The following is a 14,634-nucleotide window of genomic DNA, read 5'->3' as shown; positions in this document are numbered from 1 at the left end:
AATCTGGATGAAAACGACAAAGGTTAAGAGTCAACCTTGGCTGTAAACGTTATTGGCAAAAATATGTGGCTTACACTGACTAACACAGATGTTGTTCTATACTGACTTACATCAACATTTAATCATAGTTGGAGTTACAATGAGCCATACCTACAAGATTATTGAGCTAACCGGATCTTCACCAATTAGCTCTGATGAAGCGATTAGAAATGCGATTGCAGCAGCGAATGAATCATTGAAACATCTGAGGTGGTTTGAAGTGATTGAAACCCGCGGTCACTTAGAAGAGGGCATGGTGGCGCATTGGCAGGTAACCATTAAAGTCGGCTTTACTCTAGACCCCAAAGCATAAAGCGCAGCTTGAATGTAAAGTGGGCGCTAACTTAATTAGCGCCCGTTTTTTATGCGTCTCTCGGCAATCCTTTTTCAACGCTGCGGATCACTCTTTGAGTTTTGCGACTCACAAGCAGCGCTGTTGGTTCACTCTGATTATCATCTTGTTTAGCCGCTTGCTCTGCGAGTGCCCAATCAATATGTTCACTTACCATTTCATCGACTTCATCGGTTAATTTACGTGCTTCAAGCGCGGTGACTATGCTGCTACTAGCTGGTGCATTACCTAGCGCGACGGCAATGTTTCTCAACCAGCGAGCATGGCCAATACGGCGAATAGGGCTACCTTCGGTAAGCTTGAGAAATTCAGCTTCGCTCCATGCAAATAGTTCAAGTAACTGCGGCTGCTTAAGTGATGCTCTGGTATGAAAATCACTTTCCTCAGTAACTGGTGCTTTGCTGTTAACTGGACACACTAACTGGCAGTCATCACAGCCATAAATTCGGTTGCCTATTGCTTGCCTAAACTCAAGAGGAATTGCGCCTTGTAGCTCAATGGTTAGGTAAGAAATACAGCGACTACCATCGACGATATACGGCTCAACAATAGCATTAGTTGGGCAGGATTTAATGCAGGCAACACAGGTTTTACAGCCTTCGGCGACAGGGATATCAACGGGGAGCGGTAAATCGATAAGGAGCTCACCAAGAAAGAACCAACTGCCCACTTCTTCGCTTAGTAATAAGCTGTGTTTACCTGTCCAGCCGAGGCCTGCTTTATCGGCAAGCGGGCGCTCTAAAATAGGCGCTGAATCGACAAATGGTCGCGAATTTGGTTTATTAATCCCAAGAGCTTTAAGCTCAGCTTCAATTCTGTCTCCAAGCTTTTTAAGGCGATTACGGATCATCTTGTGATAATCGCGGCCGCCAGCATATCGAGAAATATAGCCTAGGTTAGGATCTTTAAGATTAAAGGCAAAACCCGCTTCTGGTGGAAGGTAATTCATTCGTGCAGAAATAACGCGTTTAGTACCTGGATGTAGCTCATGTGGGCGGGCACGCATCATGCCGTGGTTGGCCATATAGCCCATTTCGCCGTGATAACCTTTGTCTAACCAAGCTTGCAATTTTGGCTCTTCTTCACTGAGGTCGGTATCGCAAATACCGATTTGTGCAAAGCCTAATTCCTTACCCCAGATTTTAATATTTAGGGCTAGCTCGCTAAGTTGAGCTGACGTTAGGCTGTTAAGCGGAGCAAGTTGTGTTGGTTGTGCGATTGAGTCAGACATAGATCTATTTACGGCTTGGAGTAACCACTAATGATAGCAGTTATTCGGCGTTAATAGGTATAAGCGCGTTTAACTCATTTAGACAGGCTAATGCTCTGCTTTAAAGCCTATAACATGCCACTATGTTGTAAAGGTTAGCTAGCCCATTCGGGCTTGGTTTCGACCTTCATGTTTTGCACGGTACAGAGCGTCATCAGCCCTTTTTAAAAGGGTATGTAACTCTTCGGGGTCGTTGCTTAAGCTAGCAACACCGGCACTAATGGTGATGGAAAAGCCTTGAGGGAACTTTGATAAGTTCGCCATGCGGACTTGGTGTACTAAATTTTGGGCAATTTCAAAAGCAGCGTCTTTATCAGTGTTTGGCAATAAAATTAAAAACTCTTCACCACCCACTCGTGCAGCTTGATATTGGCTACCCAGCACTGCTCTGCAGGTATTGGCCAGTAGCTTTAAACATTCGTCACCCACTTCGTGGCCAAAGTTATCGTTAATCTGTTTGAAGTAGTCTGCATCAAAGGTAATCGCGGATAGCGGGCTTTGATGTTTTAACGCTTGCTCTAAGTAGATTTCAGCCTTGGCGTAAATATAGCGGCGATTAGGTAACTGAGTTAAATCATCAGTCAGTGCTAGTGTCGATAATTGCTTATTTTTTTGGCTCTGTTTATAGGCGAAAACAGAAATAATAATGGTGATTAAGCCGCCCAGTAAAATGATAATCCATTGCTGTAACTTGTTTTGCTCAAGCATGGCAAGCTCTATTTCTTTTAGCTGTTGGTTTTCCATTAAATGAAGGTTTTCTTGCTCGATTTGATCTGCATTAAAGCGAGTGCGCATTTCAGTGGTGTACGTCGATAATAGCTTTGTATCTAGCTCATTATGTTGTTTAACGTATTCGTTAAGGGATTCATAAGCATTCTGCCAGTCAGCTTGCTTAACAAACACACTGCTTTCTAGTTTTAGTTGTTGTGCCAAGCCACTCATGTTTTTTACGCGAATAAAAGCAGTTTGTGCCAAATGCAGGTTTTCATGGGCTTGCTCAAGCTGGCCTTGGGCGAGGTAAATTTGGCCATAGAAAAGGTGCATAAAACCATAAAAGCCCTCATCATTTGATGCAATAAACGGCTTGGCTAGATCAAGGTAACGCTTAGCTTGATCAAGTTCGCCGAGTTGGATTAATGTGCCAGCAATATTGACTCCTACGGTTGCTTGCCCCATATCGTCGCCCTTTGCGCGCCAATACTGATAGCTTTTTTCAAAGCGTGACTTGGCTACCTCAAAGTTGCCTAGCTCTTCTTCTGCAATCGCAATTGATACTGATATGGTGTTGGCGGCATCAAGGTGATTACTTTTACGCTTATCTTTTTCTAACCTTTTAAAGTAGCGAATCGCACTTTTTTGATCGCCAAAACGGCGATAGGCGTTAGCTATTTCGTAAAGGTTAAGCTGTGCCCAAGCGGGGAGATTAAGGTTTTCATACAGCGACTGTGCGGTCATTAAGTCTTCAAGGGCATAAGTAAAATTACCTTGATAAGAATGCAAATAACCGCGCATAGAGCGCGCGTCGGCAACTAGGCGTAAGTCCTCTAGCGCATAGGCATCACTAACCGCCTTATCGTAGCCTTTTAAAGCTAAATCGACATTTCCGTTTTGCTCGGTATACCAACTTTGGCACAAGGCTAAGTCGAGTTTGTGGCTTGGATATTGGGAAAGAAGCGGGTGAGTTAATGCGTGCTCAACAAAATCGAGCGCTTTAGTGACTTCACCCTCTTTAAATATATCGAATGACCAGCAGCGCGCGCGGTTTTTTCGTAGTTGACGGTTTGTATCACTATCAGCGACCAGGCTATCGAGTTCATCGAGATAGAGCAGGTATTGCGCGTGGTCATTAATAGCAATACCACTGTCAATCGAGGCAAAAATATCATCGGCTCTTTGGTTGTCGACTGAATTTGCCACACTAAAACTACTCACTAACAGTAAGTTTGCAATGAGTACGATTTTAATAAGCAAAAAAGGCTTTGGCATTCAGCGTTGGCTTAGTATTGAAGTCGTTGATATTTATGATTAAGCATACACTATAAAATAAAAAGTAAGATTATTTTTTATTTCAATAATAATGGCTAGCAAACGGTCAGCGGATAACTCTTTTGCATTTGCTTTAAGGTGCCTGTATAACAACGCCTTTTAAAGATGGGATACCAAGGTTATGTCGATGAGAAAGTGGCTAGCAGCGATACTATTACTCACTTCTGGTTCTGTGTCTGCGACATCTAATTTAGAGAAGTCTGGCGACGTATTGCACCTGCTCATTCCGGCTGCAGCGTTGGGTGGTACTCTTATTTATGAAGATGGTTATGAAGGTGCGTGGCAGCTTGCTAAAACTGGTGTCGTGTCACGCTTAGTTGTTGAAGGTCTTAAATACACAGTCGATAAAGACAGGCCTGATGGTTCAGGCGATGATTCATTTCCGTCTGGCCACACCGCCGATAGCTTTGCCGCCGCGACATTTGTGCAACAACGTTATGGTTGGCAGTGGGCAATTCCGGCTTATATCGGCGCTGCTTATGTGGGTTATACCCGCGTTGAAAGCGACAAACACCATGTTGAAGATGTATTAGCCGGTGCCGCCATTGGTATTTTATCAGGGCTATACTTTACCGACCCTTATAAAGGCATTACGGTTACGCCAATCGTCGGTAACGGCAATTACGGCTTGTATGTAAGTGGTAAGTTTTAAATCGCCAATAATTTTGAATTAAACAGTGCTTATACTGCACTAAGTTCTAGAGAGAAAGTCATGACAGAAGTAAGCCAAACATATAGAGAACGTGCTGAGCAGGTTTCATTAAACGTGTGTAACACCGTAATGCCAATGAACGACATTCCTGAAGGATTGTTTGAAGCCTACGCAAACCTTTGCAATGAACTTATTGAAGATAAAGATTCAAAGTTCAGCGCGGGTTGGGATGCACTACCAGCAAGTGCAAAGAGTCTTTTACCAAGAGAAGACTTCCACGGCTTCTACATTGCTAACGCATGGTTCCAGTTAAGCCGCGTTGCGCAAGACATCGCTGAGATGGCAGAGACCGATGATGAAATTGCCGAGAAAGAGTACAACGATATTTTTACTCGTCTAGCCGATGCTTCACTTAAAGAAAGTGTACGTAAGTTGAAGAAAGCGCGAACAGACCGTTCGATGCTTAACAGCATTAAGGCTGTTATTGCTGGTAAATAGTGTGGGTTAACTTTTTGCTAAAAAGCTTGATTTAAAAGGTTAAGTCAAAAAGGCTATTTCAAGAGGCTATGGGAGTTTTCCCATAGCCTTTTTCTTTTGCGTTTAGATAACGCAATTTTCTATCTTGCGCATGGAATGTGGCAACGTAAACTTATTTAAGTAATGTTTGAAATCAACCATTAGTGGTTCCAATGGCCTGCGGCCGGCGTATGTGCAGATACTGCCGTGACACGCTGCAAGTCCATCTGACCTCCATGGATGGAGGAAATGCTAAATTCAGTATGGAACTGAATTGGCCATGGAAGCTCGGCCATGACAAACAACTTCCATGTTTAAAAGCCAGTTCGGCATCCTGCCTCTCGTTCGAGAGCTTGATAACTTCGTTATCTCTCACCAGAACATGGATGGTCACGGCCGCATCTACACTAGGTTAAAAAAGCACAATCTTTGGCATATAGAGTTATGGCTAAAGTCCTAGCTCGTTACTGGACAGAAATTGGTTAGAGGCAAAGCTCTTAAAGTGATGAGTCTCATTAGGGAATGTATGGCAAGTGGGCGCTTTGCTAAGCGGCAATAAAATAGTTGGTTAAAATAAGCGACGCAGGAGCAAAAACCAACTGTTTTTTGTCCTTTTGAGTGCCTTGTATGGTTTAAATTTCTGCAAGATACAAAGCTATAAGTTCTAGTGACCAGTAACTAAATAATAAACCAAGCTTAAACTTCATATGCAAGCTAGAGTAGAGTCGGACTTTATCTGGCTCAACTAAAGGTTGGTTTAAGTGATGCCTTTTTAACGCACCAAAAATAGAGTATGCAATCGCTATAGGTAAAGGTAATAACATAAGAGGTATTGACGTATACCAATAGCCAATTAAGGGAATTCCAATTAGAACCCAATCACCAAAAGTGATCATAGGGTATTTAGACCTAGCTTGCACCAATACTCCTTTAAACCTAACGCCCTAATAATGGGCAAAAAATTGTTGGCTAAAATGTTGAGGAACGAAAACAGCCAACTGTTTTTTGTCCTTATTAATTAGCTTGTTATATTCACTTTACGTCTAAATCAAAGACAACACTAACTGAAGCTGAAAATACAATATTTTCTTGCAAGTATCTACCGGGACTTGAAGGTTTATTCATTCGTGAGCCTGTTACTTCAATACGTTCAATATCGCTATTTGCCCCGTATCTATTACGCTTATTATTTGAAGTTGAATTTATGCTATAAATTTTACCTAGCTTTGCATCAAAAGCATTAGCTAACGAACTACCTTTTTCTTTAGCATTCTTCACCGCTAATGCGTTAACTTCATCTTTTAGTTTGTCTGCTTGTGATGCTTTTAACTCTATATTACGAATTTCATCAATTTGAACACTAAGTGCAAAATCCATAAATGCGTTTAAGTTTTTAAGATCGTTTAAAGTAACTTTTAAATTACGGTTAGCTGTGTACCCATCTAATTCTCTTTTATCATTGTTTGAGTATGAGTAATTAGGTTGTGTAGAGATACTTGAAGCCGAAACGTTGTCTTCATCAATTTTAAATTTGGCTAAGCCATCTAAGAAGTTGTTAACTCTATCATCTACGTCTTTTTTGGCATCAGCACTTTTAGTTTTAAAGCTTTCAACTTCTAGGTGTATTACAGCAATATCAGGTTTAGCTTTTAATTGCGCAGTTCCGACAACTGAAATATGGCGATTATTAGGTAAACTACTATTTGAATAAGAAAAAGAAGAAAAGGCCAGTAAGGCAAACATACTTAGATATTTCATAGAACCTCCTTGTGAATATAACGCTTAAAACAAAGGTTATTTATAACACCTCGCGAAGCGAAGATAAATAATCCTTTGATTTTCCTAGTTATCTGGCAGTCAGAGCCTTAGCTCGCTTTGACTGCGAATCAAAAAAATACGGAAGAAACGGTACGGATGGGATATTCGCTACCTTAAGATAATCGCTATGTCTGATTGCGAAGAACCACGCACTCTTCCAACAGCATAGCGATTATCTTAAGGGATAGAAGTGAGTATAGTCCCGTCAAGTTCCTTTATTAGATTTTATGGTGATAAAAACAGCTAATTAAATACTGTTTAAATATACAGCTAAAGTTTTTGTATCACCTATAATATATAGGCTCCGTGTTTTTTATGACACGATAACAGTATATTAGGCTGAATCCCGAATAAGAACGGTCTTAATAAGAACAGGTCGCCAACACTTTAATCACTCAAGACTAACAGTAAACCATACTGTTAACAATTGGTTGCGGAGTGGAAAGGGCTGGTTCCCTGTTTCTTTGCCTGAGTGAAACAAAGAAGCTCCTACATTGCATAAAGTGCAATGTTCACACAGGAAGAACAATCACTAGGCTTCGGCCTATATGGTAATTCGGGGGCATTTCTAATTTAGAAACCAAACTCTACAACCTAATGGTTACTCCAATTATCAAGTGTAGATACGGCCGTGACCGTCCATGATCTGGTGAGAGATAACGCTGTTATCAAGCTTTCGAACGAGAGGCAGGATGCCGAACTGGCTTTTTAGCAGGGATGCTATTCGTCATGGCCGAGCTTACAAGGATGTATTTATAGCGTGTCAAGGCAGTATCTGCACATACGCCCGCGGCAGGCGATTAATCACTCTAAAGCGACAATTTAGAATGAGCAGTCCTGTAGCTAAACACTTTAAAATGTCATCAAGCTTCATTCCAAAGCTATGCAACTTTGGGGCAAAAGCATTTTACGACAATTACAGGAAACACCTATTCCCCATCGAAGTTGCCGAGTTCATTGAAGATAAATATCGTGATTGAGGCATGGATGCCGAAATAGCCTTAGGTGAGCCATGGACGGCGAATATGAGGCGATAGATATTTTCGAAAATGAGTGAGGCCTGTATCTAATGCATGTAACTTCGTCGGGGCGGCTCGGGTGATGCAAGAGGGGGAAGCTGTTGTCCCCCTTTTGCCCGTGTGTGAGCTGGAAGCTCACGACCTTAGTCAGGCGTAGCCTGATGCATTACCAATGCGCCGCGACTTTAGTTGTTAGACGTAGTCTAACTTAAAAGTCAGGCGAAGCCTGATATCAAATCCACTACTAGATAACCCCAAAGCCCAAAACAAAAAAGCAGCCAAATATGACTGCTTTTGATTTCAACTTCGTTAGTTAAGGTTCCGAAGCAAAACCTTAGAACGCAGTGCGTTTATAATTACGATACTCTGCCATCCAGAAGTTATCATCAATCGCATAGTTCAGTTGCTCAGCGGTCACTGGCAAGGCGTGGCCTTCCTCAATCGCCATGCGCGCTACGGCAAAGGCAATATGCTTACTGACCTTATGAATGTCTTCAAGCTTAGGTAGTAGTGAACCTTCACCATCAATCGCCAGTGGTGAACACTCGGCTAACGCACGGCTTGATGCCATTAGCATTGCATCACTCACACGCTTTGCGCCAGAGGCTAATACACCTAGACCAATGCCTGGGAAGATATAGCTGTTATTACACTGCGCGATTTCATAGGTGGTGTCATCGACAATCACTGGTTCAAACGGGCTACCGGTTGCCACAAGTGCTTGGCCTTGCGTCCAATGTAAAATGTCTTTTGGCGTGGCTTCAACGCGGCTGGTTGGGTTCGATAGAGGGAACACAATTGGGCGCTTACAATGGCTGTGCATCGCTTTGATGATCTCTTCGGTAAATAGCCCCGGTGCGCCTGATACACCAATCAATACCGTTGGTTTAGCGTTGTTAACCACATCAAGTAGCGAAATATTGTCGCTGAAATTATCCCAGCTAGCAATATCATCGCAGTTTTGCGCCAGCTTTTGCTGGAAAGGTAACAAGTTCGGCATATTAGCCTGTAGCATTCCCCAGCGATCGACCATAAACACTTGTTTGCGTGCTTGCTCTTCTGTGATGCCTTCAGACACCATTTGCGCCACGATTGCTTCAGCAATACCACAACCGGCAGAACCTGCTCCTAAGAAGGTAATGCGCTGCTCACTGAGTTTGCTCTTAGCGGCTTTACATGCTGCAAGTAGCGAACCTACGGTAACAGCGGCTGTACCTTGAATGTCGTCGTTAAAGCAGCAGTATTGATCTTTGTAACGCTCAAGCAGTGGCATGGCGTTCTTTTGCGCGAAATCTTCAAACTGAATTAACGCATCTGGCCAGCGGCGACTGACGGCTTGCATAAAGGCTTCAACAAATTCAGTGTATTCTTCGCCGCCAATACGCGGGCTACGCATGCCCATGTACATAGGGTCTTCAAGTAAGTGCGGGTTATCTGTGCCGACATCTAAGGTGATTGGTAGCGTGTAAGCGGGACTAATACCGCCACAGCTGGTGTACAAAGAAAGCTTACCAATTGGGATCCCCATACCGCCAATACCTTGGTCACCTAGACCTAAGATCCGCTCACCGTCGGTAACTACGATGATTTTTACTTTTTGGCGAGTTGAGTTATTGAGAATATCGTCAATACGGTCTTTGTTGGCGTAAGAGATAAACAGACCACGGTTGCGGCGATAATCTTTAGAGAAACGTTCACAGGCCATACCCACTGTTGGGGTATAGATGATAGGCATCATTTCGGTAATGTGGTTTTGTACTAGACGATAGTACAGGGTCTCGTTGGTATCTTGAATGTTACGCAGGTAGATATGCTTATCGAGATCATTGCTGAAGTTTTTATATTGGTCGTAAGCGCGTGAGGCTTGCTCTTCAATGGTCTCAATAACATGTGGCAGTAGGCCTTCAAGATTAAAAAAGATCCTTTCTTCTTCGGTAAAAGCGCTGCCTTTGTTGATTAAAGGCGCTTCTAAAATGGCTGGACCGGCAAAAGGAAGATAGAGCGGGCGTTTGTTATCGTCCATTGGAAACCTTTAGATAGTTTTTGTTAGTGAGGATGACTGGTGATTCTAGTCACGGAAGACTAACACAAAGTGTGATCTTTGTTAGCGTTTGCGGCGCAATTAAACAAATTTTTTTAGCTAGAGCGAAGAAGAGTTTAGGCTTTAACAAAGCAAAAATACGAGGCTTATTGTAGGTCGGGCTTTAGCCCGTCAGTATTTGTTTATCCTAGCTTAGTTTCATAACAAAAAAGCACCGCCAGTGGCAGTGCTTTTTAATCGCGTAAGCTAACTCGTTCGAGATTGAATTAGTTAGCGTTTTCTGGACGGTGCTTAAGTGATAAGCCCATCAAGAAGTTACGTAATACTTGGTCGCCACATGGCTTATAGTGCTTGTGACCAGGCTTTCTAAATAGTGCGCCTAGCTCAGACTTGCTCATGTTGAATTCAGCTAATTCTAGCGCTTCAATGATATCGTCTTCACGTAGTTCAAATGCCACTCTTAACTTTTTGAAGATAAGGTTGTTGGTCAATTGAGATAATGGCTCTGGTGCTTCTGCGCCAGGCTTTAAGCCACGCTTGTAGATCACTAAACCGTCTAGAAAACGACACATGTTTTTGTCATTTAGCGGCGCATAACCTTCTTCATGCTCTTTTTTAAGCATGTCGATCATTTGCTCTTGTGTCACTTCGTGCTTAGTTTTAGCAAAAATGCGGATCATCTTTGCATTGCTTAAGTCGAGGATATAGCGAACTTTACGTAAAATATCATTGTTAATCATGAGTTTGATTTTCTTCTAACTATGGGACCGCGCGGCTGCGCGATCATCGCCGATTATTATAACAGAAATTAGTGCTTAAATAGCAATTACTCTGCTGCTTTTGCCGCCGTATTAACAGGTGCAAAAGCATTCTCCACTGCGCTAATTGAGGCTTGGTACAGTTTGGCGACAGGGCGGTCTTCAAGTGCAATCAGCCTGCTGCGAATACTGCTGCGAATAGCGTCGTGTAAACCAAAGACTCGCTCTCGGTTGCTTAAGTCCCAAGAGGTGTTTTCTAAAATCAATAAGCTGACTTTTGACTTTGGATAGTACACCCCAAGGCTAACATAGCCTGGTAAGTAACCACTGTGGCTATATTCAACTAGCTCTTCGTCGCGGCTAATCTGAGTGCCAAAACCGTACTCCAATACGCCCCATCTGTGTTCACGGGTGGCTTGGGGAGAGGTCATTAACGCTAAACTTTGTTGGCTGATTAATTTGCCATTGTATAGCGCATCTTGAAAACGGCTATAAGCCTCAACTGATGCGGCCATGCCGCCAAATGCGACTAGCGAATTATCAATGGTTATATCGACAGGTGTGAGTTGTGACAGGAGGTTACCATCTGCATCAGCGCTTAAGATTTCGGTTTGGCCAATAATAAAACCTGGGTGGCTCGAGGCTATGTGTGCGATGTGACCGGTTTGAGCATATAAACCATCAAGCTGGTATTGCTGGTTAAGCTGCTGCACCAGTTGTTCAATTGGCTGTTGGTAAACTACGGCGAGTATGTCACCTAGTAATGCATAGCCATAGTTAGAATATTGAAATTGACTTCCCGGTTTATAAAGCGGCGCTTCGCCCATTTTGAGTAAACCTGAGGTATGACTAAGTAGTTGCGAGACCGTCACGCTTGGTGGCACATAAGCACGAGGTTTATTGCCCTCTTTTAATAAGTAATGACTGACGCTTTTATCTAAATCAATGAGGCCTTCATCGACGGCCTTGAGAATTAATGCTGCAGTAACTTGTTTTGACAGTGAGCCAATGAGAAAGCTTGAATTGCTGTCTACTTTGTCACCTGAGATATAAGTAAATACCGGCTGATTGTCCTTTTTAACCATAATAATGCCGTTAAATGGACGCTCATTTTGGTTAATAATTGTAGGCAACTGTTTTGCTATATCGCTGTTTACCATGCGGTTAGCACTGGCTTTGTTGGCTGCCCAAAGACAAAGTCCAACGACGATAGAGGCTAAGACGGTTTTTGTTATTAGGTGCATTGCGCTGTAGGTGTCCGTATTTTGTTATTTTGTAAGCATCCAATAGATAAATAGCGCGGCAAAACTGACTAAGTAAGTTAACCCTAGCCATGAAAGTACTCGCATGGCGCTACCATACCTGTCTGCTGGCAACAGTGCTGTGCTGATCATCAACTTATAGTTAAGCCAAGCAAACACCACGGTTGTCATAAACGCCAGAATCATAACAAATTCCAATAAAGGAAGTAGAGCGCCTTTGAAAAACAATATGATAAATAGGCCAAAAGCACTCAGCGCAACCATAACCGCATTGAGCCTACGTTCACTATCTTGCTGATTGGTGAGCAATTGCCAGCCCATATTGAGGGTTCGGCTATAACCGTCAATAACCGTGACTGTGGTGCTGAAAATACATAAAAATGCCACCGCGCCGATTAGGTAGCGACTGTCGTTGCCCATTACTTGGCTATATAGGCTGATGAGCTGGCCGGCAAACTTGGCACCTGATGGCGAAAACTGCTCGCCACTGCCATACATGACTAAGCTACCAAGGGCGAGAAATACGACTGCTAGGATCGCTGTCATTAGATAACCGAAGTTAAAATCGAATAGCGCTTGTTGTTTGCTTACGGGTTGCAGCTTTTGTTTTTCAATAAGCCATAACGAGTTCCAAGCACTCACTTCAATAGGGGCGGGCATCCAACCCATCATTGCCACTAAAAAACCAATATGAGCCCATTGCCAAGGAGATTGACCGATAAAGTCTGGCTGAACAACACTGGGGACGTTAAAGGCGAGAGCGACAGCAGTCAAGGTGGTTAAGGTGAGCGCGAGCATTATCACCTTGGTCATTTTATCGAGCAGCGCATAATGGCCTAAGATTAAAATCACTAGGCTGGAAAGCAATACTAATAGCGCTAATACATCTATCGGCAGCGACACAAATTGCGTCAACATGGCTGCGGTGAGCATGGCAACTCCCGCGGTACTGGCAATGGCGGCAATACAATTGAGTGCGGTGAATACCAATAGGTAATTACGGCCCTGTTTTAAATAGCCTTGTAGTAGGTTTTCACCAGTTGCTGCAGTGTAGCGGGCACCGGCTGCAAAAAAAGGATATTTAAGTAAGTTAACCGCCAAAATAACCCAAGCAAGTTGCCAACCAAACTCAGCGCCCGCGCGAGTTGATGCCACTAAATGTGAGGCTCCAATTGCCGCAGCTGCCATTAATAGACCGGGGCCCATGGCGCTAAGTAATGCCGATAAATTCATTTTTGGGTGTGATATTGCTGCGCTGTTATCGCTCATCTTGATTGGGTTTCTTATTGTTCTCTGGGAAAGCTGATATGCAGCTGTTAAGTTTTACTATTATTTTCAATACGTTTGAGAGTATCAGATATTTCTTGTAAAAGACTGACTACGCTAGTCTCATTATTTTCATCTTGAGCGGAGCTTGGCTCTATTTGGCCGAGCTTTTCTTTTTGTGCAAGTACTAAACTCCTAAATTCGGCAGCGCCTATGATGCCAGTTAGGCTAAGTAACGCGCCCATTCCTGACTGACCTGCGGTTTCAATTGTGAGTTGATGCAATTTAAAAAAGCGCATCAAAGGCCCTTGAATCAACGCCATATCGGTAATTTTATCTAGTGGCACCGTGTTTTCGGTGCGGGTGAAAATACCTTTACGCACAACGAGTTTTTTGGCTGTTAGCTCTGTGCTCATATTGTTGATATAGCGGCGAGTAAAATAGCTGCCAAGAGGTAGCCACAACAATAGCAGCGGGATCCCAACGATGGATAATGCCAGTATGATAGTCAGAGGAGTCATCCAATACCTGCCTAGGTTGTCGGCAAATTGGACTTGTTTGATGATGGGCTCTTGATTGTTTTCCACGTTAATTCCTTAAGTGTTTTACTTCGTCATTCCTTGTATCGCTTGCTCAGTTCAGCACTTGTGAGGCGCGAGGATAACAGCGCACTCTCACTGCATATTACTGTGATGTTACGATTTGTTATTACTAAGCTAATACTAACTTAAGCAAAATTACGGCTAATTTAAAGGCATATTATTTTGAAACAAACTCAGGCTTCCTATTACGGGCGACTCGGCGTAGTTTGGTTGAATGAGTAACAGCAAGCTGACTAGAGAAATTAACGATAAGGAACCACAGATGATCAGGTTATATGGCATTCCCCGCAGTCGCTCTTTACGTGTGTCGTGGACGTTAGAAGAGTTGGGGCTAGATTGGCAATATCGGCACATTAACTTTGCTAATGGCGATGGCAAAGACCCTGAGTTTTTAGCTGCCAACCCTTGCGCTAAAGTGCCTGCGTTAATAGATAACGGTGTCGCCATATCTGAGTCGGCGGCAATCGTTTTATATTTGGCAGAAAAATATGGCGAAGGTCAATTACTGCCTAAGGCGGGCACGGCTGAGTCTGCACTGCACCATAAATGGATAAGTTTTATTATTAGTGAGTTGGAGCAACCGCTTTGGACTATGGGGAAACATAAGTTTGCTTTGCCTGAGGCGCAGCGCTTGCCAGCAATATTGCCTGTCGCTAAATGGGAGTTTGATAAAGCTGCTGCAATAGCGGAGAAATGGCTACCTGATAGTGAATTTTTACTGGGCGAGCAGTTCACTATCGCTGATATTTTATTGGGACATACTTTGTTGTGGGCAACTCGTTTTGAGCAAGATATTCCGCCAAAGTTAACCGCGTACCGCGATAGAATTACCCAGCGCCCTGCGATGGCTCGAGGCCTTGCTAAAGAGGAAGCTGGCGCCGTTGATGTGGTCAACTAAAACTGTACACCAACAGGGGATGCGTACTTATGCAGCCATCTCGGCTGCTGTTGGTGTCATGTAGTTATTATAACTATGACCCCGTTTTGTATTGT

The 14,634-nt window shown here is 43.3% G+C and carries 12 protein-coding genes; 4 read left to right on the top strand and 8 right to left on the bottom strand.

Annotation, left to right across the window (positions count from 1 at the left end):
- The first annotated feature begins 139 nt into the window (after positions 1-139).
- Positions 140-352 (top strand): dodecin, encoded by a 213-nt coding sequence (locus tag L2747_RS12260; protein ID WP_248999309.1) that lies wholly within the window; start codon positions 140-142, stop codon positions 350-352.
- A gap of 49 nt (positions 353-401) precedes the next feature.
- Here the strand turns inward: L2747_RS12260 and queG are convergent, their stop codons facing one another.
- Both queG and L2747_RS12250 read right to left on the bottom strand, forming a co-directional pair.
- Positions 402-1,622, bottom strand: a complete 1,221-nt coding sequence (gene queG, locus L2747_RS12255) for a tRNA epoxyqueuosine(34) reductase QueG (RefSeq protein WP_248999308.1) — start codon at positions 1,620-1,622, stop codon at positions 402-404.
- 138 nt (positions 1,623-1,760) lie between these two features.
- Positions 1,761-3,647 carry a tetratricopeptide repeat-containing diguanylate cyclase gene (locus L2747_RS12250; protein WP_248999307.1) on the bottom strand — a complete coding sequence of 629 codons (1,887 nt, stop codon included), beginning with the start codon at positions 3,645-3,647 and terminating at the stop codon, positions 1,761-1,763.
- 187 nt (positions 3,648-3,834) lie between these two features.
- Between L2747_RS12250 and L2747_RS12245 the strand changes: the two genes are divergently transcribed.
- Together L2747_RS12245 and L2747_RS12240 are read left to right on the top strand one after the other, a co-directional pair.
- Positions 3,835-4,359 carry a phosphatase PAP2 family protein gene (locus L2747_RS12245; protein WP_248999306.1) on the top strand — a complete coding sequence of 175 codons (525 nt, stop codon included), beginning with the start codon at positions 3,835-3,837 and terminating at the stop codon, positions 4,357-4,359.
- Positions 4,360-4,419: 60 nt separating this feature from the next.
- Entirely contained in the window at positions 4,420-4,857 is a 438-nt protein-coding gene (locus tag L2747_RS12240; protein WP_248999305.1) for a DUF3069 domain-containing protein, read from the top strand.
- A 1,050-nt stretch (positions 4,858-5,907) separates the two neighbouring features.
- Here L2747_RS12240 and L2747_RS12235 read toward each other — a convergent pair.
- The 6 genes from L2747_RS12235 to L2747_RS12210 all read right to left on the bottom strand — a co-directional run bounded on the left by L2747_RS12235 (position 5,908) and on the right by L2747_RS12210 (position 13,560).
- Positions 5,908-6,633, bottom strand: coding sequence for an SIMPL domain-containing protein (locus L2747_RS12235; protein WP_248999304.1), 726 nt, complete (start codon positions 6,631-6,633; stop codon positions 5,908-5,910).
- A gap of 1,413 nt (positions 6,634-8,046) precedes the next feature.
- Positions 8,047-9,735, bottom strand: coding sequence for an NAD-dependent malic enzyme (locus L2747_RS12230; protein WP_248999303.1), 1,689 nt, complete (start codon positions 9,733-9,735; stop codon positions 8,047-8,049).
- A gap of 284 nt (positions 9,736-10,019) precedes the next feature.
- Positions 10,020-10,493: a YehS family protein gene (locus tag L2747_RS12225; protein ID WP_220782271.1), complete on the bottom strand. Its 474-nt coding sequence runs from the start codon at positions 10,491-10,493 to the stop codon at positions 10,020-10,022.
- An 86-nt stretch (positions 10,494-10,579) separates the two neighbouring features.
- Positions 10,580-11,755: a serine hydrolase domain-containing protein gene (locus L2747_RS12220; protein ID WP_248999302.1), complete on the bottom strand. Its 1,176-nt coding sequence runs from the start codon at positions 11,753-11,755 to the stop codon at positions 10,580-10,582.
- 24 nt (positions 11,756-11,779) lie between these two features.
- Positions 11,780-13,042, bottom strand: coding sequence for an Nramp family divalent metal transporter (locus L2747_RS12215; protein ID WP_248999301.1), 1,263 nt, complete (start codon positions 13,040-13,042; stop codon positions 11,780-11,782).
- 47 nt (positions 13,043-13,089) lie between these two features.
- Positions 13,090-13,560, bottom strand: coding sequence for a PH domain-containing protein (locus L2747_RS12210; RefSeq protein ID WP_248999421.1), 471 nt, complete (start codon positions 13,558-13,560; stop codon positions 13,090-13,092).
- Positions 13,561-13,903: 343 nt separating this feature from the next.
- Here L2747_RS12210 and L2747_RS12205 point away from each other — a divergent pair, with 343 nt between their 5' ends.
- On the top strand, positions 13,904-14,539 hold the full coding sequence (locus tag L2747_RS12205; RefSeq protein WP_248999300.1) for a glutathione S-transferase family protein: 636 nt from the start codon (positions 13,904-13,906) through the stop codon (positions 14,537-14,539).
- Positions 14,540-14,634: the final 95 nt, after the last annotated feature.

The organism is Shewanella marinintestina (assembly GCF_023283845.1).
Classification (GTDB): domain Bacteria; phylum Pseudomonadota; class Gammaproteobacteria; order Enterobacterales; family Shewanellaceae; genus Shewanella; species Shewanella marinintestina.
This window is presented reverse-complemented; position numbering and strand designations above follow the sequence as displayed.

What these genes read in the sequence shown, in the direction of transcription:
- L2747_RS12260 (WP_248999309.1), top strand. Translation starts at nt 140, where the DNA reads ATGAGCCATACCTACAAGATTATTGAGCTAACCGGATCTTCACCAATT.
- queG (WP_248999308.1), bottom strand. Translation starts at nt 1,622, where the DNA reads ATGTCTGACTCAATCGCACAACCAACACAACTTGCTCCGCTTAACAGC.
- L2747_RS12250 (WP_248999307.1), bottom strand. Translation starts at nt 3,647, where the DNA reads ATGCCAAAGCCTTTTTTGCTTATTAAAATCGTACTCATTGCAAACTTA.
- L2747_RS12245 (WP_248999306.1), top strand. Translation starts at nt 3,835, where the DNA reads ATGAGAAAGTGGCTAGCAGCGATACTATTACTCACTTCTGGTTCTGTG.
- L2747_RS12240 (WP_248999305.1), top strand. Translation starts at nt 4,420, where the DNA reads ATGACAGAAGTAAGCCAAACATATAGAGAACGTGCTGAGCAGGTTTCA.
- L2747_RS12235 (WP_248999304.1), bottom strand. Translation starts at nt 6,633, where the DNA reads ATGAAATATCTAAGTATGTTTGCCTTACTGGCCTTTTCTTCTTTTTCT.
- L2747_RS12230 (WP_248999303.1), bottom strand. Translation starts at nt 9,735, where the DNA reads ATGGACGATAACAAACGCCCGCTCTATCTTCCTTTTGCCGGTCCAGCC.
- L2747_RS12225 (WP_220782271.1), bottom strand. Translation starts at nt 10,493, where the DNA reads ATGATTAACAATGATATTTTACGTAAAGTTCGCTATATCCTCGACTTA.
- L2747_RS12220 (WP_248999302.1), bottom strand. Translation starts at nt 11,755, where the DNA reads ATGCACCTAATAACAAAAACCGTCTTAGCCTCTATCGTCGTTGGACTT.
- L2747_RS12215 (WP_248999301.1), bottom strand. Translation starts at nt 13,042, where the DNA reads ATGAGCGATAACAGCGCAGCAATATCACACCCAAAAATGAATTTATCG.
- L2747_RS12210 (WP_248999421.1), bottom strand. Translation starts at nt 13,560, where the DNA reads ATGACTCCTCTGACTATCATACTGGCATTATCCATCGTTGGGATCCCG.
- L2747_RS12205 (WP_248999300.1), top strand. Translation starts at nt 13,904, where the DNA reads ATGATCAGGTTATATGGCATTCCCCGCAGTCGCTCTTTACGTGTGTCG.